The following is a 19806-nucleotide window of genomic DNA, read 5'->3' on the forward strand; positions in this document are numbered from 1 at the left end:
CTCTCGCTACCTGCTTGCCGACATACGCTCCTCGCAGGCGCCGTACATTATCCCCAATCATCTGGCGCAGGCCGATCCGCTCATCCTGCGCTTCGAGCGGTGGGCGCGAGACCATCTCAAGGCAGGGTTCTCGCTGCAGGAAGCCGCCAGCGCGCTGGCGACGAGCGCACGGTCATTGCAACGCCGGTGCCAGGAGGTGCTCGGCAAATCGCCGCTTGCCTACTTTCAGGACCTGCGTGTCGAGCATGCGCAGTCTCTCCTCCATGGCAGCGGCCTTGACCTCGACGCCATCGCAGCCGAGGTCGGGTACGTCGACGGAGCAACGTTGCGGACCCTCCTGCGCCAACGACTTGAAAGAGGAGTGCGCGATCTTCGTGCCGATCTGCGCTGATCGTCGAGCAACATGCGCAGCGCACCTGCATTTCATCTTCCGTCAACTCGAGCAGCCAGGGGTCAAGCCTGATGTCATGAAAGTGTAGCGAGCGGGGCGCCATTCAAGGTCACAACGGTCGGTGCCCTGGCTCCACGAAGCAGGCGATGGTGCTGGTCCAGATCAAGGGGGAGATATCGTATATCGGACGGGTGCCCTAAAAGGGGTGGATCCGCGCAAGTGATCCGGATTTCAACGTCACGCAAAGCCGGCAGAAGAGATGATGCACAGGATTGGAGCCGTACTTAGGTAATGAAAATGTATATACTTGGTAAGTATGTGACGTAACTGGGGGAGGATAGCCTATGTCGAAAGAAGCCGTTTTTACGATGAAACTCGAAGCTGAGTTGCGCGAGGAGTTCATGGCCGAAGCTGAAGCAATGCACCGACCGGCCTCGCAGGTGTTGCGCGAATTGATGCGTGAATTCGTGCAACGTCAACGTGCGGTTCGCGAATACGACGGGTTCCTGAACGGTAAGGTAGACGCCGCCCGCGTTTCGCTGCGGGCCGGGCGCGGTCGCTCGAATGAAGAGGTCGAGGCCAGGTTTGCGAAACGGCGCGCAAGCGTCGCAAGCAAAGCATGAGGGTTGTCTGGACCCCGGAAGCCGAACAGGATCGGGATGACGTGTGGGAGTACATCGCGGCCGATAGCGTGTCTGCCGCTGCGCGGATGGACGAATTGTTCAGCGACGCTGCCGCGCAGTTGGCTGATTTTCCCGAGTTGGGGCGTCCCGGCAAGATCCCCGGCACTCATGAACTGATTCCGCACGAAAACTACCGGCTTGTGTATCAGATCGAGGGCGGCACCGTGTGGATGCTGGCATTGGTCCATATCGCCCGGTTGTGGCCGCCATTGCTGAAGAATTTGCCATGATGAAGAATCCCCCCACCCTGGCGAGCTATTGCGCGAAGACGTATTGGCGCCGCCTTGAAAAACCGGACTATTTCAACGATTTATCGCCGTCCTGAGACGCAGTAAGCATTCGCTCCACATACCGCGCAATTATGTTGAGTCTGCCCGGAGACGCTTGCACAGCAAGGCAGAGGCGTGGGAAGTGTGCGCGTATACCGTCAGAAACACCGTCATGTCACGCGGGCTGCAGCGAGACGTTACTAGATGATGACGCGACGATCCTTACTTCTGTTTGCCTGGTGCTGCCGGCATGAGCAACCGCCGAGCGTCCTTGAGCAACAGAAGCAGTAACTTTTCTTGCACCGGCGAAGCTTCAAATCCGAAACGCAGATAGAAGCGCTCTGCATCCACATCGATCGGGTGTGTTAGCAGCGCACGAACTCCGGCTTGTTCCGAAATGGCGACGGTACGGCGGATTGCGTCTTGTAGCATGCCAATCCCGATGCCACGCCCATGGTCCTGCATTGCTACCGCCAGCCGAGCCAGGATGACAACAGGAATTGGGTAACCTCCCATTCCTTTGCGTACCCGGTCGGGCGCCTCCAAGGTGTCGATCTGCCCTACAGCCAGGCTGTAATACCCTGCGAGACGGTGACGGTCGGTGACGACGAAGGTCTTGGCTGAACCGCTCGCTTGAGCCTGGCGCGCGTGGCGCAGGAGCCAGTCGTTCAGGCCGGGTTTGCCGCAATCGAAGTCTTCCAATACATGGTTTGCACTCAGTGCTTGCGGTGGGGACGGCGGCATCAGTTCTCCCAAGGCGTCGTTCGGGAGAACAACTCCTTCAAGCCCACGTTGTCTTGCGCCGGCCGATCCAGCATGTCAAGCAGTGCTTGCGACTGGCTTTTGGTTATGAGGAACAAACGCTGGTCAAGCAAGGTTCGTTCGGCAACTTGGCAGGCACTATCGAGAATGAAATCGGTCATTGATTTGTGTGCGATCTCGGCTGCGCGGCGCAGCACCGCTTCCTGCTGCGGCGTGGCTCGCAAGCCCAGACGGGCGGAACGAGTAGTCGTGCTCATGAGAAATTCCCTCCTTCAGATGTACGTCATGTTAGCACAGTAGACGTACGCGTGTATTTTGACGTAGGATCGCCTTTTTTCTTGTTCTACCTTCACTGTACGCAGAAGCTGCTCAAGCGTCTGAACCCCGAAGTGGTCGAGATCGGAAGAAGCACCACGACGCTCGGCAACTGGTACGCAACTGTTTTGCCATGGAAGCCGCAGATTGCAATGCTTGTGAACGAGCGAACGCTCGTGCCGGCGCTGATGCCATTGGCCCCGGCAGCGGACCTGACCAAGAGATTCCCTGGGGCTCTGGCAGACATACTGGCCGCTCACGGCGTACCGGATTCATTCATCGAGTCGGAAATATCCCAAATGCAGGCCATCAAGTACGCCAGGACGCAAAACCGCAGCATTGTCGGGATCATGACGCAGTTTGCATATCTCGCCGAAGCGTACCGTGTCGGCGATAAGAACAACGACCTCATTGCACTGTCGCTAAGGCTGGCGCACACGCCATGTAGCCCGCTTTACAAGGGGCCGGTCTTTCCGGACAGGGCTTTGAAAGAGCTGACGGGCGATAGAGACGCGGTCGCTTGATTGCGCTCTATCGCGCGCGTATTCCTGTTCGATCGGACCGGAGGGCAGCCCGGTAGCGGCGACCACCGACCAGCTGACGGTCGGCGATAATGCCAGTCACCTGCTTTGCACCTGCCAGACCAAACCCACCATCGATATGTTGAACGACGTGCTCTTGCGCCTCACCGTGGACCAGCTGAAATCGCTTATGCGCTGGCTGCCTGATACGACGCTGACTGGAAAGAAAGACCAACTGATCGGGCAGATCCTGAAGAGTCTCGATGGCGATGGGCTGCGCGCGCTTTGGGATCGCCTGGACGATACGCAACGCATGGCTGTTGCCGAAGCTACGTACGCTGAGCGAGGGGTGTTCGATGCGAAGCGGTTTCGAGCGAAATACGGGAGATTGCCGGATTTCACCGTCGACGAGGGCGGCCGGCGCTATTCCTACCGCGGGCAGCCGACGGCGCTGGGTCTTTTCCTGTATTACGAGGCCGGTCGCTACAGCTTGCCATTCGAACTCGGTGAACGGCTGCGCGGTTTCGTACATGAGCCTGCACCCGTTAGGCTGAGCCCGGTCGGCGCGCTGCCCGAAAAGATCGGCGAAAAGCAGCTGACTGTGAGGCGTACGGAACTCGATGCATTGGTCGATCTTCCGGTTTTGCTGCGACTGGCGGACCAGGGGAAGGTTCAGACGAGCGAGAAAACGTCGCTGCCCGGAAGCGCTACGTTGCGGTTGCTGACGGAGCACCTTGCCAATGGGGATTTCTATCGGCCGGCCGGCGGTACCTCTGACCCGCGCACCGGTCCGCTCAAGGCGTTTTCTTGGCCGCTGCTGCTTCAGGCAGGAGGGCTGGTGCAACGAAACGGCAGCAAACTGGCTTTGAGTGTCGCTGGTCGAAAAGCGTTGACGTCCGCGCCAGCCATGGTCTTGAGAGCGATCTGGAACAAATGGCTGAAGACCAATCTGTTCGATGAATTTAGCCGCATCGATGTCATCAAGGGGCAAAAGTCCAAAGCGCGAGCGATGACCGCGGTAGCGCCGCGTCGTACTGTGATCAGTGAAGTGCTGAGGGACTGCCCGATCGGAGCCTGGGTCGGCGTTGACGACCTTTCCCGGTTCATGGAGGCGACTGGGCGTAAATTTGAAGTGGCGAATGATCCCTGGAGCCTTTATATCTGCGAACCGCAATACGGTAACTTGGGCCACGACGGTTACCACGACTGGTCAATTCTGCAGTTTCGATATCTTCTTTGCGTGCTGTTCGAGTACGCAGCGGCCCTCGGTGTGGTCGATGTCGCCTATATTGAGCCCGCCGGCGTGCGTGACGACTATCGCTGGATGTGGGGGACCGACGACCTGGAATATCTGAGCCGCTACGATGGCCTGATGTATTTCCGCGTTAGCTCGCTCGGTGCATATTGCCTCGGACTGAACGACGAGTACGCGCCTCCTCCTGTTGTGCCGAGCGTCAAGCTTGCTGTGTTGCCGAGTTTGCAAGTGAATGTCGTCGACGGACGGCTCTCAATCGACGAAATGCTGACGCTGGCTACGTGGGCAGAGGAACAGGCGGAAAATAGGTGGCGTCTGGACCTTCAAAGGGCCGTTGGTGCCATCGAGAAAGGGCTCGATATTGGCGAGCTTCGGGTGTTTCTCGAGGCACGAGAAGATCAACCGTTGCCTGAAACAGTGGAGTCGTTCTCAAAGGCTGCCGAGCAGCAGGGGAAAGCGCTCAAAGTCCTGGGAACCGTGCTACTGATTGATTGCGAGAACGAAAAGATCGCTTCGATGGTGGCGGATGCGAAGGAAGCAACTGGTCTGTGTCTACGCGCCGGCGAGCGGCAGCTGGTGGTCAGGCTTGAGCACGAGGAAAAATTTCGGAGCCTTGTCCGCAAGCTCGGGTTCGGCGTGACGGTCTGACATCTGCCACGCCGGGTTCAACGAAGCCGGGGGTTCCGAAGTCGCCCAATGGACGACTTGCACGCAGCGACAAAGCGGTTGCGCAGCGAGGGCAGCCGCAGCGGTTAGCTGCGCGCTATGGGTGACGCCGACGACAGTATTCTTTCGGTGTACCGCGCAATCAGATCGATTTCCAGATTGACCTTCGAACCCGCGCGCAGGTTCTTGAGCGTCGTCACTTCCACAGTGTGCGGAATCAGGTTGATCGAAAACTCGCAGCCGTCGTCGCGATCCTTGACCGAGTTCACCGTCAGGCTCACGCCGTTCACGGTAATCGACCCCTTGAATGCCAGATAGCGGCCGATGTCGCGCGGTGCGAGCACGCGCAGTTCATGCGATTCGCCAACCGGCGCGAAATGCGTGACCGTGCCGAGGCCATCGACGTGCCCCGAAACGATATGACCGCCGAGGCGGTCATGCGCACGCAGCGCTTTCTCGAGATTCACTTCGCCCGGTTCACCCAGGCCCGCGGTGCAATTCAGGCTTTCGCGCGACACGTCGACTTCGAACGAATGCGTGGTCTTTACAACGACCGTCATGCACGCACCCTGAACGGTGATGCTGTCGCCGAGTTGCACGTCGTCGAGATCGAGCGCGCCGGCTTCGATGTTCAGGCGCACGCCCGCATCGCCATCGTTGCCGAGTGGCTTGACTGATTCAATGCGGCCCACGGCCGCGACGATTCCGGTAAACATCGTGCTGGTTCCTTTACGTGTATTCAGTGTGCTCAGTGCGAAGCGTCGGTGGCTTCGGGCGTCCCGGACGCGGCGGGCGGCGCGAAGCGCGCGAGAATCCGCAGGTCGTCGCCGACGCGATCGATGCCATGAAATCGAAGTTGCGTGCGTCCAGCGAGCGAGCTGGGCGCGACGAGGTTGAACATGCTCATCGAATCCATGCCGAGCAGGCTTGGCGCGAGATAGATCAGCAGTTCGTCGACGCAGCCTTCGCGCAGCAGCGAGCCGTTCAGCTTGTAGCCCGCCTCGACGTGCAGTTCATTCACGCCGCGTTCGCCCAGCGCCTTCAGCATCGCGGGCAGATCGACCTTGCCGTTCGCGTTGGCCATCTGCACGATCTCGGCGCCGCGCGCGCGCAGCGCTTCGGCGCGCTCCGTGTGACGCTCGTCGAGATTGCCGCAGAAGATCAGCGTCGGCGCACCGACCAGGATCTGCGCTTCCGGCGGCACGTCGAGCTGGCTGTCGATCAGGACGCGCCGCGGCTGGCGCGGCGTATCGACGGCGCGCACGGTCATGCGCGGATTGTCTTCCTTCACCGTGCCGATACCCGTGAGAATCGCCGAAGCACGCGCGCGCCACGCGTGACCGTCGGCGCGCGCTGCCTCGCCGGTGATCCACTGGCTTTCGCCGGATGGCAGGCCGGTGCGTCCATCGAGCGAAGCCGCGACTTTCATGCGGACCCACGGCCGGCCGCGCGTCATGCGCGACACGAAACCGATGTTCAGCTCGCGCGCTTCGTGTTCGAGCAGTCCGCAACGCACTTCGATACCGGCGTCGCGCAGCATGGAAAGACCGCGGCCCGACACCTGCGGATTCGGATCTTCCATCGCGGCGATCACGCGTTCGACCTGCGCATCGATCAGCGCACTCGCACAAGGCGGCGTGCGGCCGAAGTGACTGCACGGCTCCAGCGTCACATAGGCAGTGGCGCCGCGCAGGTCGTGGCCGCGCGAGCGCGCATCCTTTAACGCGCGAATCTCGGCGTGGTCCTGACCGGCGGGCTGCGTGTAGCCTTCGCCGATTACCTCGTCGTTCTTGACCAGCACGCAGCCGACACGCGGATTCGGGTCGGTTGTGTACATCCCGCGCTTAGCCAGCGCGAGCGCGTGTTCCATATGGACGAAATCGGTTTGCGAGAACATCGGCGACGACTTGGGTAGAGGGGGTTCAGGCCGCGAGCGCGGCAAACGCGCGGCGCGCGGCGGCAATCGTTTCGTCGATGATGGCGTTGTCGTGCGCGATCGACACGAAGCCCGCTTCATACGCCGATGGCGCGAAGTACACGCCCGCTTCGAGCATCTTGTGGAAGAACGCATTAAAGCGCGGCACATCGCTCTTCGTGACCTGCGCGAAGCTCGCGGGAATCGAATCGGTGAAGTAGAGACCAAACATGCCGCCGAGCGAATCGGCCGCGAACGGCACGCCGGCTTCGCGGGCTGCTTCGGCGAGACCCTTCGCGAGGCGCGACGTCTGCGCGGAAAGCGTTTCGTAGAACCCGGGCGCCTGAATGAGTTGCAGCGTCTTCAACCCGGCCGCGACGGCGATCGGGTTGCCCGAGAGCGTGCCCGCCTGGTACACGCCGCCGAGCGGCGCGAGGTGAGCCATGATGTCGCGGCGTCCGCCGAACGCGGCCGCCGGCATGCCGCCGCCGATCACCTTGCCAAGGCATGTGAGGTCCGGCGTGATGCCGTACACCTCTTGCGCGCCGCCGGGCGCGACGCGAAACCCGCACATCACTTCGTCGAAAATCAGCACGGCGCCGTATTCGGTACACAGGCGGCGCAGTGCAGCGAGGAACCCGGGCGTCGCGCGCACGAGGTTCATGTTGCCCGCGACCGGCTCGACGATCACCGAGGCGATTTCGTTGCCGAACGCCTTGAACGCCTCTTCGAGTTCGGCGACGTTGTTGTATTCGAGCACGGTGGTGTGCTTCGCGATATCGGCCGGCACGCCCGCCGAGGTCGGGTTGCCGAACGTCAGCAGACCGGAACCCGCCTTCACGAGCAGGCTGTCGGCGTGGCCGTGATAGCAGCCCTCGAACTTGACGATGCGGCTGCGGTTCGTGAAGCCGCGCGCGAGACGCAGCGCGCTCATCGTCGCTTCGGTGCCGCTCGATACCATGCGGACCTGTTCGATCGAAGGCACCAGCTTGCAGATTTCCTCGGCGATTTCGACTTCGGATTCGGTCGGCGCGCCGAACGAGAAACCCTTTGCCAGCACACGTTGCACGGCTTCGAGCACTTCCGGATGCACGTGACCGAGAATCATCGGCCCCCAGGAGCCGATGTAGTCGATATAGCGCTGGCCGTCGGCGTCCCAGAAGTACGCGCCTTGCGCGCGCTCGATGAAACGCGGCGTGCCGCCGACCGAGCGGAACGCGCGCACGGGTGAATTGACGCCGCCCGGGATGGTGCGCTGGGCGCGCTCGAAGAGTGCCTCGCTGCGGGGTGTGCTGGAAATGCTGGAAGAGCTGGAGGTGCTGGACATGAACGTTGGACCTGCTGAAAGTGATCTGCCTGATCGTGAAGCACGCGCGGCTGGCGCACGGAAGCGCGGCGGTGCGCTCGCCGATGCTGGCGCCAGCGGCGGCTGGATGGTGACGAAATTGTACCGGAGTCGCGTCGTTCGGGCCGGGCGCGGGGCAGGGACGGATCGCGAACGGCGCTTTTAGGCGTCGCGTACAATGCGCAGACACTGACCCCGTCGTTCCTGCCGCTCGCTGATTGCCCTGGCGGGCCGCCCCATCTGGATTTCCATGTCTCTCGCTGCCAGAGGCCGGCCCGATCGCCGGCTGATTCTGTTGCTCGGTGCGCTTGCCGCATGCGGGCCCATCTCCATCGACATGTACCTGCCGAGCCTGCCGTCGATCGCGCAGGCGTTTGCCGTCAGCGCGGGCGCCGCGCAGTCGACCCTGACGAGCTTCATGTTCGGCTTCTCGATCGGCATGCTGCTATACGGCCCGCTGTCGGATTCGTTCGGACGCCGGCCGGTGCTGCTCGGCGGCATCGTGATGTACACGCTCGCGAGCGTCGTCTGCGCGCTGTCGTTCTCGATCGGCTCACTGATGATGTTCCGTTTCGTCCAGGCGCTCGGCGCGGGCGCCGCATCCGTGCTGGCGCGCGCGATCGCCCGCGATGCGCACGAACCCACCGAAGCCGCCCGCGTGCTGTCGATGCTGGCCATCGTCACGTCGATCGGGCCGCTGCTCGCGCCGCTGATCGGCGGGCAGTTGCTGCTGCTGGGCGGCTGGCGTGTCGTGTTCGTCGCGCTCACGACGTTCGGCGCGGTCTGCGCGGTAACGGCGTTCATGCGCGTGCCGGAAACCTGGCCGCGTGAGAAGCGCGCAGGGTCGGCGGTGCTGCAGTCGTTCGCGGCGTACGGCAAGCTGCTGCGCGATCCGGTTGCGTGGGGACACATGCTGTGCGGCGGCATGGCGTTCGCTTCGATGTTCGCGTACATCACCGCGACGCCGTTCGTGTACATCGAATACTTCCACGTCTCGGCGCAACACTACGGCTTTCTGTTCGGGCTGAACATCATCGGCATCATGTTCGGCAACTTCATGAATACGCGGATGGTCGGCCGGCACGGCCCGATGCCGATGATCTCGGTGGCCGCGGGCATCAGTTGCGGCGCGTCGTTCTTCGTGGCGCTGGTGTGCCTGACGGGATGGGGCGGCTTGTGGTCGATCGTTGCCGGGCTGTTTTTCGTGGTTGGCGTGGTCGGGCTGCTGTCGGCCAACTGCACGACCGAACTGATGCACCGCTATCCGCGTAACGCGGGCGCCGCCGCCGCTGTGTTTGGCGCCGTGCAGCTCGCGCTCGGCGCGCTCGCGAGTCTCGCGGTCGGGCTCTGGCAGGATGGAACGCCGAAGGGCATGGGTGTCACGATCGGCGCAGCCGGGTTGCTGTGCCTGCTTGGCCGCTGGCTCGTGCTGCGCTGGCACGACCGGCCGTTGCCCGGCGCGCACGCGGCCTGACGCAGGCGACCCGCGCGATAGGACGCCGTGCGCTTCCTTCGTACGAGATCGCACGATAAAACCGGGGATGGTGGCAACTGCCGGGCGTGGGTGGCGCAGTGGTATTCAGTGAAACATATCAGGGCAACAACTTGCGCAGCTCCGGCGTCGAGATATCGTCGATGTGGCGAAACGCCGGTGCGGCTTTATCCATCTCCGCGGCGTCGATACCGAACTCCTCGAAGTAGACTCGCCACTCCCGCACCACGCGCCAGATATCCGCAATCAACTGACTGGCGGCGCGCCGCGACAGCGTGAACTTGTCGTGGCTGCCGAGGGCATTGTCGAGCGTGGCCAGTCTCCCATCGTTGCCGATGCTCAGGTGGAGATAGCGCTCGGTGGCATTGCTCGCGCGAGGCAGCACATCGTAAAGGGGGCTTAGCCGCCAGCCGGGCAACGCGGCATCCCAGATGAAGCCGTGGTTGCGCAGGTGATCGTCGTCGTTGCTGACGAAGATGTTGTAGACCATGCGCTTGAAGAGCTCAGCGTTGTCATCGCGAATCACGCCTGGATGGCAGTATCTCCGAATCGCGTCGGCCAGATCGGCATACGACTTGTCGCGCGACTCGGTCTCGTCGCACGCCAGAAGCGTGAGGCCGCTGACAAACCCCGAGCGATGTTCAGCTCGCCCATCGCCGGCCCCGAGCTCGAGGAGGTCGGCGTGCGGCGCCGGTGAGCCGCCTGGCACCATCCAGTAGCGGTCGAACCGACGGATGAGCATGATGCGGCGCTTGCCGAGGAACAGCGTTTTCACGGGCGGCACCCTCAACCCTGCTTTCTCCGCCATTCTGAGCGCGGCGTACTCGATGCCCGGAATATCGAACCGGTCATGGCGACTTGCGAACTTGGCAAGCCATAGCACGCCTTGCTCATCGCGAACGGAGGCCTTCGGGCGCGCGCCACCCAGAGCGGTGCCCTCCACGTAAATGGCTTCCAGATGGGCCGGAACGGGCAGACCATCCTCGATGCGCTGCGCAGCTTCCATCAGATGGCTCAGGGTGTGCCAGTTGCTCACGCCCGTCGTCGGCAAATCCGTCCGGCTGCGACGGATGTCGAGCGCTCCCACGCGATCACTTCCCGCGTGCAGGAGATACTCCGATTCAGCCAGGCTGTTCGGTGGCGCCTTGAGCTTGGCCTCGATAACGCGCCGTCCCCATGAATCTGGCGCCGCGTCGCGGATACCACCAAAAAAATTAAGGGCGTTGACCGGCAGCAGGTACTTGCCTGAAATGGAAGTCCTGTCTGCAATGCTCAGGCTGACCGGGTCCACCTCCAGTGCGTCATTGCGTTTGAGGTAGTTCAGGCCATACGCGAAGCTCGATGCGATAAGGTTCGAGCCCTCCTCGGTCAAGACGAGTTGTCCGCATGGCGCCCATTGCGCGCCAATGTTGGCAAAAGCTGTCAGCCTTGATTCGCGAGTTGGCATCGGGTTCCTTTTTCGGCTCAGCAGAGTGACGTGAATAACTAGAAATTCAGTTCGTCGCGCTCGGCTGCGCTCATCTCGCGCACCCGGGATTTGCGCTCGCGCGCCGCTAACGCCGCCAGCGCCGGGTCTTTTTCCGAATACAGGATTTCAAGTGACGTGCCGGGTGCGATGGCGTCCAGATACCGCAGCACCTGACCGATGGCAAGACCGGGATCCCCGTGTTCGATGCGATACACGGTGTTGCGCGACAGACCGGCGCGCAATGCCGCGTCGGTCTGTTTGACGCCGCGCGCGATGCGCAGGCGTGCGAGCAGTTCCCCAAGGCGCCTGCTCTGCTCGAGGAGGCGCGGCGTGAGGTTGGAAGCCTGGGTGACCTTCATGTTCGTTAAAACGCTCATTATGAGCCTAATGCTCGATATATCGAGCATATTGGGCTATCAAGCGTCGCGTGTCAAATTCTCGTTTGCGGAGTTATGCTCGTAAAATCGAGCATTATGCTAATAATGCTCGATTTTACGAGCATTCAAACCGGGAATGCGAGCGCGAGTTGCTGACCCTGCCGCAGCGGCGAGACGGCTCACCGTGTTCCGCGGACATCTCCAGCCAGCAAAAGCAAATCCCCCGAAACCATTCAGTTTCGGGGGATTTCAGGTAAGGATAAAACTCAGTCTTTTGCCGAAGACGCCGCGCCGTGGCTCAACCAGTCGAGCACGGCGGTCGAATCGTCGTCGGCGCGTTCGCGCACGCGGGTGACGGCTTCGCTTACCTCAGGGCTCGGCATCGCGCGACGGATCGCCACGCCCACCGCCAGGATGTCGATCATCACCAGGTGCAGGATGCGCGAGATCATCGAAAGCTGCGATTCGCGGATTTCGATGTGATCGGTTTCCAGTGCGACGGTCGCGCGCTTCGCCAGCGGCGTGTTGCTCGACGTGATCGCGATCACCTTCGCGCCGGCCTGCATTGCAACGTCGAGCACGCGCAGCAGTTCCGGCGCGCGTCCCGACTTCGACACGGCCACGATCACGTCGCCCTTGCCGAGCAGCGCGGCCGAAGCGGCCTGCATGTACAGGTCGCCGTACGCGATGGTCGGAATGCCGAAGCGGAAGAACTTGTAGTGCGCGTCCTGCGCGACGATGTTCGAATTGCCGAGGCCGTAGAACTCGATGCGTCGCGCGCCGTTCAGCAGATCGATCGCGCGCTCGACGTGTTCGAAGTTCAGATGCTCGCGCAACTGCAGGATCGCCGATACGGTGTTATCGAGCACTTTCGCGCCGAAGTCGGTCGCGGTGTCGCCGAGATGCACCTGGCTGTGGCTCACCGGAATCGTGCCGGTCAGGCCCGTGGCGAGCTTCAGCTTGAAATCGGACAGACCCTGGCAGCCGAGCGAGCGGCAGAAACGGATCACCGTCGGCTGGCTCACGTCGGCCTTGCGCGCGATATCGACGATCGGATCGTTGATGATCGAACGCGGATGATTCAGCGCGAGATCCGCGACACGGCGTTCAGCCGGCGTCAGCGCATCGCGCATCTGGCGGATACGCTCGAACACCGCCGACGAACTGCCGCCCGCGCGGTTCGACAGCTGTTCCGCGAGAATCGCCGACACACCGAGGAACGCCGGATACTGCGCCGTGATCACATACGTCGGCACATTCGCGAGGTACGCCTCGAAGCGGCCTTTCGCCTCGAAGCGCTTGCGGAACGACGACTTCGCGAAGAATTCGCCGAGTCGCGGCACGACGCCGCCGCCGATATAGATGCCGCCGAGCGCGCCGAGCGTCACCGCGATATTGCCGGCGAACGTGCCGAGAATGCCGCAGAAGCAGTCGACGGTTTCCAGTGCGAGCGGCTCGTTTTCCTCGAGCGCGCGCCGGACGATTTCCGCCACATCCACATTGGCCGCCACGCGTTTCTTGTCGCGGCCGGCGAGCGCGCGATAGATCACTTCGAGGCCCGGGCCCGCGGCCACGCGCTCGAACGACACGTGCGACCACTTCTTGCGCGCGTATTGCAGCACGATGTCCTCGCGTTCGTCCGCGGGCGCGAACGTCGCGTGACCGCCTTCGCTGCCGAGCGCGATCCAGCGGTCGTCGGCGGGAATCAGACCCGATACGCCCATGCCCGTGCCCGGGCCGAGCAGGCCGATCACGCTGTTCGGACGACGCGCGCCGCCGCCGACCTGCACGCGTTGCGCGTCGGTCAGGCCCGGCAGCGCCATCGCGAGCGCGGTGAAGTCGTTGACGACCAGCAGCGTATCGAAGCCGAGCGCACGACGTGTCGCTTCGATCGAAAACGTCCAGTCATGATTGGTCATGCTGACCTGGTCGCCATCGACCGGGTTCGCAATCGCGATCGCCGCGTGATTCACGCGGCCGATCTTGGTGTCCTTCAGATACTTCCTGATGACTTCGGCGACGCCCGGGTATTCCGCGCACGGATACACCAGCACCTGGGTGATTTCACCGGGACCGGTTTCAAGCGCGAAACGCGCGTTGGTGCCGCCGATGTCCGCGAGCAGTCTCGGTCCGTCGGCGTGCTGGCCCGCGCCCGGGACAGCCTTAGTTTGCACACCAGTAGACATCGAGTCTCACTCCCTTGTCGTTCGCCAACTTCGAGATGGCATTTTTTTGTGGCGCAGCGGCGGCCTGTTGCAGCACCTCCAGCTTGCGCGGTCCGGCGATCAGCAGATACAGATGCCTGACCTGTTGCAGCGCGGAAAGCGACCAGCTCACACGCGCATGGGGCGCACTGCCCGGATGCACGGCGACGAAACGCTCGGGCGTCGTGATCGCGTGGTCCCACTCGGGCGCGTCGGCGAAGATCGAGGCCGTGTGGCCGTCTTCGCCCATGCCGAGAATCGCGACGTCCGGCACGCGGCGCAGGGCGTCGGCGTTCAGGGCGGCGATGTGGGCGTCGAGTGTCTGTGCGGTGTCGACGAGCGGCCAGAACGCGGCGGCGGCCGCGGCGTTCTTCAGCAGCGTTTCATGCGCGAGCCGCGAATTGCTGGCGGCGTCGGTTTCGGGCACCCAACGGTCGTCGACCAGCGTCACATCGATGTGCGCCCAGTCGAAAGGACAGGTCGACAATGTCTGCAGAAACGGGCGCGGACTGGCGCCGCCGGATACTGCAAGCGTCGCCCGGCGCGCGCCAGGCTGGGGCGCGTTCGCCTGCGCGGCAAGGGACGCATGTAACGCGTCGCCCACCGCTTTCGCCAGCGCGCCGGATTGGGCCTGCTGGTCGTCGAAAGCGTGAAGCTCGATCACTTCTCCTCCATGCTGCTTTCTTGTAGGTTTGCGAAAGTGTAAGCCCGCCATATTTCCGCCGGTGCGCGATACGCGATGTGCTGCGTCGCAAGGCAGAGGCCAGATACGTCGGCTGGCTCGATACTTCCAGTGCGGCGTTGCAACGGTCAGGGGCACGCGGACCTGCGCGTGCCCCTGACCGTTAATGCGACGTCAGTTCTCTTCTTCCAGCCAGCACGTGCCGTGCTGCGCGAGCATCGCGCTCGACGCGGCCGGTCCCCACGTGCCAGCCGCGTACGGCTTGGGCGGCCTGTTCGCGCTGCTCCACTCGTTCAGGATAGGCTCGACCCAACGCCATGCGGCTTCCTGTTCATCGCGGCGCACGAAAAGCGCGAGGCGACCGTTGATCACATCGAGCAGCAGACGTTGATACGCCTCCATCTGGCCTTCGCGGAAGAACTGGTCGAACGCGAGATCCAGATGGACGCTGGCGAGGTTCATGCCTTCGCCCGGCTGCTTCGCGAGGCAATACAGACGGATCGTTTCGTTCGGCTGCAGGCGGATCACGAGACGGTTCGCGCCCGGACGCAACGCCGGGGAACCCAGCGCCGAATGCGGCACCGGCCTGAAATTCACGACGATTTCCGCGACGCGATCCGCCAGCCGCTTGCCGGTGCGCAGGAAAAACGGCACGCCGGCCCAGCGCCAGTTCTCGATTTCCACCTTGAGCGCGACGAACGTTTCCGTCGTGCTGTCCTTTTTCACACCGGGTTCGGTCGCGTACGCCGGCACCGGCGTTCCGCGAATCCCGCCCGCATGATACTGGCCGCGCACGGCAACCTTGCCGATATCGCGCTCGTCGACCGGCTTGAGCGCGCGCAGCACGCGCAGCTTCTCGTCGCGGACCGAGTCGGAATCCATCGAATGCGGCGGCTCCATCGCGACGATGGAAAGCAGTTGCAGCAAATGGTTCTGCACCATGTCGCGCAACGCGCCGGTGTTGTCGTAGAAGTCGCCGCGCGCTTCGACGCCCAGCTCTTCCGCGATCGTGATCTGGATGCTCTCGACCCATTCGCGACGCCACAGCGGCTCGAAGAGCGCGTTACCGAAACGCAGCGCCAGCAGGTTCTGCACCGGCTCCTTACCGAGGTAATGGTCGATGCGGTAGATCTGTTCTTCCGCGAAGATTTCGCCGACGGCATCGTTGATCGCGTTCGACGACTTCAGGTCGTAGCCAAGCGGCTTTTCGAGCACGATGCGGGCGTTTTCGTTCAGGCCCACCGAAGCGAGCGCGCGGCAGATCGGCACGAAGAGCGACGGGCCCGTCGCGAGATAGAACACGCGGATGCCGGGCAGTTCGCTCACGGCATCGCGCAGCAGCGCGAAGTCCTCGGGCTTGCCGAGATCGAGCTTCACGTAATCGATGCGCTTGAGGAAGCTCGCCCATGCGGCTTCATCGAGGCCGTTCTTCGAGACGTGCGATTTAACGTTTTCGTTGACCCACTGCAGGTAACCGTCACGGTCTTCCGCGTGACGCGCGACCGCCACGATCCTGCCGCTTTCAGCCAGCATGCCGCCTGCACGGTGCGCTTCATACAGAGCCGGCAGGATTTTGCGCATCGACAGATCGCCGGTTCCGCCGAAGAGAACGAAGGTGAAACTTGAATCGGTTTGCATGAGTCTCCGTCGATGTCCTGGGGGCCGCCGGTGAGAAAAAAGGGCGGCCGTAGTCCGATAAAATTTTTTTTGACACTGAATTGTAGTTTAACTACAATCCAAATCAAGAGGTAACGCTAATTCGATAAAAAAAGCGTGCGCTGTCGAGAGAGATGCGCGTTTTCCCGAATGAGCGAAGCGTCCTTGCATGCTAACGGACATTGCGTTTCTGCATGGGCCGGCCGGGTTGACCGGGCGGCTTGCAGCAGCGGATGTCCGAAATCTTGCGCGGTCCGCCCTCGAGTCTGCAGCGCGCCACAGCGGGCAGGCAAAAATCAAAAGAGGAGACACTCAGTTGCATTCCGAACCACTCATCTTGTGAGCGTCCAGCGGCCGGATACCGGCGCGCCGGCGATGTACATGCACATCGGCCGCCCGACGTTCGACCGCCCTGTTTTGCCTGTTTGACCAAACCACCGCACCCTGTTCTTGCAGGGGCATTCGTTTTTTGTTCAGGTGTCTGGAGGAGATAAGCAATGAAATTTCGCGCGATCATGGGCGCTCTGTGCGCCGCAGGTCTGATGTGTGGCGTGTCCGCGGTTCAGGCGGCCGAGTCGATCGAAGTGTTGCACTGGTGGACTTCGGGCGGCGAATCGAAAGCCGTCGGCGTCCTCAAGGACGACATGACGAAGGAAGGTTACACGTGGAAGGACTTCGCGGTTGCTGGTGGCGCGGGTGCGGCTGCCATGACGGCACTCAAGACGCAGGTGATCTCGGGTAACGCGCCGAGCGCAGCCCAGATCAAGGGCCCGCTGATTCAGGAGTGGGCCGCTCAGGGCGTGCTGGTGCCGATCGACGCGTCGGCTGCCGACTGGAAGAAGAACCTGCCGCCGGAAATCGACAAGATCATGCACGCTGACGGCCACTACGTTGCCGCGCCGTTCTCGGTGCACCGCGTGAACTGGCTGTACATCAACAAGGCGGCACTGGACAAGGCAGGCGGCAAGGCGCCGACCACGTGGCCGGAGTTCTTCGCGCTCGCCGACAAGATGAAGGCCGCCGGCATCCAGCCGATCGCAATGGGTGGCCAGCCGTGGCAGGACCTGACGCTGTGGGAAGACGTCGTGCTGTCGCAAGGCTCGGACTTCTACAAGAAGGCACTCGTCGATCTCGACCAGAAGACGCTGACCTCGGACAAGATGCTTAACGTGTTCGACACGGTTCGCAAGATCCAGGGTTACTTCGACGCGGGCCGCACGGGCCGTGACTGGAACCTGGCAACGGCGATGGTCATCAACGGCAAGGCCGGCATGCAGTTCATGGGCGACTGGGCGAAGGGCGAATTCGCCAACGCCGGCAAGAAGTCGGGTGTCGATTACGTCTGCGCCGCTGTGCCGGGTACGGAAAAGTCGTACACGTTCAACGTCGACTCGTTTGTGTTCTTCCAGCAGAAGGGCCAGAAGTCGGCCACGCCGGGTCAGCTGGCACTCGCGAAGACGATCATGTCGCCGGACTTCCAGGAGCAGTTCAGCCTGTACAAGGGTTCCATCCCGGTTCGCCTGGGCGTGTCGATGGACAAGTTCGACGACTGCGCGAAGAAGTCGTACGCGGATGAACAGGTTGCGATCAAGTCGGGCGGCTATGTGCCTTCGCTGGCACACGGCATGGCTCAACCGGACGCGGCAGCAGGCGCGATCTCGGACGTCGTGACGAAGTTCATGAACTCGCAGGAAGATTCGAAGACGGCAGTTGCAGCACTCGCGAAGGCAGCGAAGACGAAGTAATGCAGTGACGTGCCCGGCGCCTGTCCACGCAGGCGCCGGGTGCTTCAGCAGGTTCTTTCAGCAGCATCGCAGCACGTTGTTCGAGTGCCCTGAATGCTTCACCGAGAGTCACACCTTTGCCTGTCCGGCATCGCGCGTTTCATGCGTGACGTAACCGGCGGCATCGTTTCAGCAGGAGTCGAGTAGTGACTGCTTCTATCAGCGGAAACGGGAAGAAGACGGCTTCCGTCACCCGCCGCACGTCGCCGATGGCGGCGCTGGCCGATCGCTATATCCCGAAGCTGGTGCTTGCACCCAGCGTCCTGATCAGCCTTGTGTTCGTCTACGGTTTCATCCTGATTACCGGTTATCTGTCGCTGTCCAATTCGCGACTGATGCCAAACTACGATTTCGTCGGTCTCGACCGCTACCGTGAACTGTTCCAGAACGATGTGTTCTGGACGTCGGCGGCCAACCTCGGCTGGTTCGGCATTCCGTTCATCGGTGTCTGTATTGGCCTGGGTCTCTTTCTCGCCATCCTGCTCGATCAGCAGATCCGCAACGAAGGCGCGCTGCGCGCCGTGTTCCTGTACCCGATGGCGCTGTCGTTCATCGTGACCGGCACCGCGTGGCAATGGATCATGACGCCGAGCATCGGCCTTGAAAAGGTGTTCCACGACTGGGGCTGGACGAGCTTCTCGTTTGGCTGGCTGGGCGACCCCGACAAGGCGATTTTCTGCATCGTGGTGGCGGCCGTGTGGCAATCCACCGGTTTCGTGATGGCGCTGTTCCTCGCCGGTTTGCGCGGTGTGGATAGCGAAATCTTCAAGGCCGCGCAGATGGACGGCGCGGGCCTGCCGACCATCTACCGCAAGATCGTGATACCGAGCATGCGCCCGGTGTTTTTCTCCGTGCTGCTGATTCTCTGCCACATCACGATCAAGACGTTCGACCTCGTGGTCGCGTTGACGGCGGGTGGTCCGGGTACGTCTTCATCGTTGCCGGCTATTTTCATGTATACGTTTTCGTTCAATCGCGGGCAACTGGGTGTTGGCGCCGCATCGTCGATCATGATGCTTGCGGCCGTTGTAGCCGTGCTCGTGCCGCTCATGTATCTGGAATCGAGGAGCACGCGCAATGCAGCCTAAGATGACGATCAGCCGTGCCGTCATTTACGCGGCCCTGATCATGTTTGCCCTGTATTTCCTGTTCCCGCTGTACGTGATGCTGTCGACGTCGTTCAAGGACATCGACCAGCTGCGCAGCGGCAACCTGCTCACGCCGCCCACGCACTGGACGATCGCTCCGTGGATCAAGGCATGGAGCGGCGCGTGTACCGGCGTGCGATGCGACGGCATGCAACCGTTCTTCATGAACTCCGTGCGCATGGTGATTCCGGCCGTGCTGATCTCGTCGATCATCGGCGCGTTCAACGGTTATGTGCTGACGCACTGGCGCTTCCGCGGCGCGGATCCGATCTTCACGATGCTGCTGGTCGGCTGTTTCATTCCGTTCCAGGCGATCCTGCTGCCGATGGCGCGTTTCGAGGGCATGCTCGGCCTGTCGAATACGACCACCGGTCTGGTGGTCGTTCACGTGATCTACGGTATCGCGTTCACGACGATGTTCTTCCGCAACTTCTACGTCAGCATTCCGGCTGAACTCGTGAAGGCGGCGCGCATTGACGGTGCGGGATTCTTCACGATCTTCACGAAGATCCTGATGCCGGTTTCGCTGCCGATCTTCATGGTCTGCCTGATCTGGCAATTCACGCAGATCTGGAATGACTTCCTGTTCGGTATCGTGTTCTCCGGTGTCGATTCGATGCCGATCACGGTGGCGCTGAACAACCTCGTGAATACGTCGACGGGCGTGAAGGAATACAACGTCGACATGGCCGGCGCGATTATCGCCGCGCTGCCCACGTTGCTGATCTACATCGTCGCCGGCCGCTATTTTGTGCGTGGTCTGACGGCAGGTGCGGTCAAGGGCTGATCAAGCCGACTCAATGCATGCTGCCGGCGCGTGTTTTCGCGGCGCGGGCGGCCCGAACAAGGCGTCCTGCCGGTGCAGAAAATAGT

At 62.2% G+C, this 19806-nt stretch carries 18 protein-coding genes and 1 pseudogene; 9 read left to right on the forward strand and 10 right to left on the reverse strand.

Features of this window, described 5'->3' with window-relative positions:
• Position 1: 1 nt before the first annotated feature.
• The 3 genes and pseudogenes from LPA37_RS15775 to LPA37_RS15785 form a co-directional block, all read left to right on the forward strand.
• Positions 2-391, forward strand: a pseudogene (locus LPA37_RS15775) (helix-turn-helix domain-containing protein); the annotation flags it as partial.
• 344 nt (positions 392-735) lie between these two features.
• Positions 736-1014: an antitoxin of toxin-antitoxin stability system gene (locus LPA37_RS15780; RefSeq protein ID WP_229013041.1), complete on the forward strand. Its 279-nt coding sequence runs from the start codon at positions 736-738 to the stop codon at positions 1012-1014.
• Complete coding sequence (locus LPA37_RS15785) at positions 1011-1304, forward strand: type II toxin-antitoxin system RelE/ParE family toxin (RefSeq protein WP_228977123.1); 294 nt, start codon at positions 1011-1013, stop codon at positions 1302-1304. The genes LPA37_RS15780 and LPA37_RS15785 overlap by 4 nt, the downstream gene beginning before the upstream one ends.
• Positions 1305-1565: 261 nt before the next feature.
• On the opposite strand, the gene LPA37_RS15790 is transcribed toward LPA37_RS15785, so the two are convergent.
• The gene (locus LPA37_RS15790) at positions 1566-2099 is read right to left on the reverse strand and encodes a GNAT family N-acetyltransferase (protein WP_228977125.1); all 534 of its coding nucleotides are present in this window, start codon (positions 2097-2099) and stop codon (positions 1566-1568) included.
• Positions 2087-2362 (reverse strand): type II toxin-antitoxin system TacA family antitoxin, encoded by a 276-nt coding sequence (locus LPA37_RS15795; protein ID WP_228977127.1) that lies wholly within the window; start codon positions 2360-2362, stop codon positions 2087-2089. The genes LPA37_RS15790 and LPA37_RS15795 overlap by 13 nt, the downstream gene beginning before the upstream one ends.
• Positions 2363-2443: 81 nt before the next feature.
• On the opposite strand from LPA37_RS15795, the gene LPA37_RS15800 reads away from it, so the two are divergent.
• Together LPA37_RS15800 and LPA37_RS15805 are read left to right on the forward strand one after the other, a co-directional pair.
• Complete coding sequence (locus LPA37_RS15800) at positions 2444-2944, forward strand: DUF6933 domain-containing protein (protein ID WP_229013042.1); 501 nt, start codon at positions 2444-2446, stop codon at positions 2942-2944.
• 136 nt (positions 2945-3080) lie between these two features.
• On the forward strand, positions 3081-4844 hold the full coding sequence (locus LPA37_RS15805) for a hypothetical protein (protein ID WP_229013043.1): 1764 nt from the start codon (positions 3081-3083) through the stop codon (positions 4842-4844).
• A gap of 104 nt (positions 4845-4948) precedes the next feature.
• On the opposite strand, the gene LPA37_RS15810 is transcribed toward LPA37_RS15805, so the two are convergent.
• From LPA37_RS15810 to hemL, 3 genes are read right to left on the reverse strand one after another with little or no spacing between them, the layout of a single operon-like run.
• Complete coding sequence (locus tag LPA37_RS15810; RefSeq protein ID WP_228977133.1) at positions 4949-5578, reverse strand: riboflavin synthase; 630 nt, start codon at positions 5576-5578, stop codon at positions 4949-4951.
• Positions 5579-5610: 32 nt separating this feature from the next.
• Positions 5611-6759 (reverse strand): bifunctional diaminohydroxyphosphoribosylaminopyrimidine deaminase/5-amino-6-(5-phosphoribosylamino)uracil reductase RibD, encoded by a 1149-nt coding sequence (ribD, locus tag LPA37_RS15815; protein ID WP_228977135.1) that lies wholly within the window; start codon positions 6757-6759, stop codon positions 5611-5613.
• 25 nt (positions 6760-6784) lie between these two features.
• Positions 6785-8104 (reverse strand): glutamate-1-semialdehyde 2,1-aminomutase, encoded by a 1320-nt coding sequence (gene hemL, locus LPA37_RS15820; protein ID WP_229013044.1) that lies wholly within the window; start codon positions 8102-8104, stop codon positions 6785-6787.
• Between the two features lie 268 nt (positions 8105-8372).
• Between hemL and LPA37_RS15825 the strand changes: the two genes are divergently transcribed.
• A complete protein-coding gene (locus tag LPA37_RS15825; RefSeq protein ID WP_228977140.1) occupies positions 8373-9596 on the forward strand; it encodes a Bcr/CflA family multidrug efflux MFS transporter in 1224 nt (407 codons plus the stop codon).
• A gap of 118 nt (positions 9597-9714) precedes the next feature.
• Here LPA37_RS15825 and LPA37_RS15830 read toward each other — a convergent pair whose 3' ends face one another.
• From LPA37_RS15830 to zwf, 5 genes are all read right to left on the reverse strand, one after another.
• The gene (locus LPA37_RS15830; protein ID WP_229013045.1) at positions 9715-11061 is read right to left on the reverse strand and encodes a type II toxin-antitoxin system HipA family toxin; all 1347 of its coding nucleotides are present in this window, start codon (positions 11059-11061) and stop codon (positions 9715-9717) included.
• A 38-nt stretch (positions 11062-11099) separates the two neighbouring features.
• Positions 11100-11441, reverse strand: coding sequence for a helix-turn-helix domain-containing protein (locus LPA37_RS15835; RefSeq protein ID WP_228977144.1), 342 nt, complete (start codon positions 11439-11441; stop codon positions 11100-11102).
• A gap of 284 nt (positions 11442-11725) precedes the next feature.
• Positions 11726-13645, reverse strand: coding sequence for a bifunctional transcriptional regulator/glucokinase (locus LPA37_RS15840; RefSeq protein ID WP_228977146.1), 1920 nt, complete (start codon positions 13643-13645; stop codon positions 11726-11728).
• Entirely contained in the window at positions 13623-14327 is a 705-nt protein-coding gene (gene pgl, locus LPA37_RS15845) for a 6-phosphogluconolactonase (protein WP_229013046.1), read from the reverse strand. Before pgl ends, LPA37_RS15840 begins: the two co-directional genes overlap by 23 nt.
• Before the next feature lie 192 nt (positions 14328-14519).
• Complete coding sequence (zwf, locus tag LPA37_RS15850) at positions 14520-15983, reverse strand: glucose-6-phosphate dehydrogenase (protein WP_229013047.1); 1464 nt, start codon at positions 15981-15983, stop codon at positions 14520-14522.
• Between the two features lie 515 nt (positions 15984-16498).
• Between zwf and LPA37_RS15855 the strand changes: the two genes are divergently transcribed.
• From LPA37_RS15855 to LPA37_RS15865, 3 genes are all read left to right on the forward strand, one after another.
• Positions 16499-17746 carry an ABC transporter substrate-binding protein gene (locus tag LPA37_RS15855; RefSeq protein WP_229013048.1) on the forward strand — a complete coding sequence of 416 codons (1248 nt, stop codon included), beginning with the start codon at positions 16499-16501 and terminating at the stop codon, positions 17744-17746.
• Between the two features lie 185 nt (positions 17747-17931).
• On the forward strand, positions 17932-18873 hold the full coding sequence (locus LPA37_RS15860; RefSeq protein ID WP_407672537.1) for a carbohydrate ABC transporter permease: 942 nt from the start codon (positions 17932-17934) through the stop codon (positions 18871-18873).
• Positions 18863-19720: a carbohydrate ABC transporter permease gene (locus LPA37_RS15865; RefSeq protein WP_229013049.1), complete on the forward strand. Its 858-nt coding sequence runs from the start codon at positions 18863-18865 to the stop codon at positions 19718-19720. Before LPA37_RS15860 ends, LPA37_RS15865 begins: the two co-directional genes overlap by 11 nt.
• The last annotated feature ends 86 nt before the right edge of the window (positions 19721-19806 follow it).

Source organism: Paraburkholderia gardini (assembly GCF_907164545.1).
GTDB lineage: Bacteria > Pseudomonadota > Gammaproteobacteria > Burkholderiales > Burkholderiaceae > Paraburkholderia > Paraburkholderia gardini.

Coding starts and splice junctions, on each gene's coding strand:
- LPA37_RS15780 (WP_229013041.1), top strand. CDS start 736: ATGTCGAAAGAAGCCGTTTTTACGATGAAACTCGAAGCTGAGTTGCGC.
- LPA37_RS15785 (WP_228977123.1), top strand. CDS start 1,011: ATGAGGGTTGTCTGGACCCCGGAAGCCGAACAGGATCGGGATGACGTG.
- LPA37_RS15795 (WP_228977127.1), bottom strand. CDS start 2,362: ATGAGCACGACTACTCGTTCCGCCCGTCTGGGCTTGCGAGCCACGCCG.
- LPA37_RS15805 (WP_229013043.1), top strand. CDS start 3,081: ATGTTGAACGACGTGCTCTTGCGCCTCACCGTGGACCAGCTGAAATCG.
- LPA37_RS15810 (WP_228977133.1), bottom strand. CDS start 5,578: ATGTTTACCGGAATCGTCGCGGCCGTGGGCCGCATTGAATCAGTCAAG.
- ribD (WP_228977135.1), bottom strand. CDS start 6,759: ATGTTCTCGCAAACCGATTTCGTCCATATGGAACACGCGCTCGCGCTG.
- hemL (WP_229013044.1), bottom strand. CDS start 8,104: ATGTCCAGCACCTCCAGCTCTTCCAGCATTTCCAGCACACCCCGCAGC.
- LPA37_RS15825 (WP_228977140.1), top strand. CDS start 8,373: ATGTCTCTCGCTGCCAGAGGCCGGCCCGATCGCCGGCTGATTCTGTTG.
- LPA37_RS15830 (WP_229013045.1), bottom strand. CDS start 11,061: ATGCCAACTCGCGAATCAAGGCTGACAGCTTTTGCCAACATTGGCGCG.
- LPA37_RS15835 (WP_228977144.1), bottom strand. CDS start 11,441: ATGAAGGTCACCCAGGCTTCCAACCTCACGCCGCGCCTCCTCGAGCAG.
- LPA37_RS15840 (WP_228977146.1), bottom strand. CDS start 13,645: ATGTCTACTGGTGTGCAAACTAAGGCTGTCCCGGGCGCGGGCCAGCAC.
- zwf (WP_229013047.1), bottom strand. CDS start 15,983: ATGCAAACCGATTCAAGTTTCACCTTCGTTCTCTTCGGCGGAACCGGC.
- LPA37_RS15855 (WP_229013048.1), top strand. CDS start 16,499: ATGAAATTTCGCGCGATCATGGGCGCTCTGTGCGCCGCAGGTCTGATG.
- LPA37_RS15865 (WP_229013049.1), top strand. CDS start 18,863: ATGCAGCCTAAGATGACGATCAGCCGTGCCGTCATTTACGCGGCCCTG.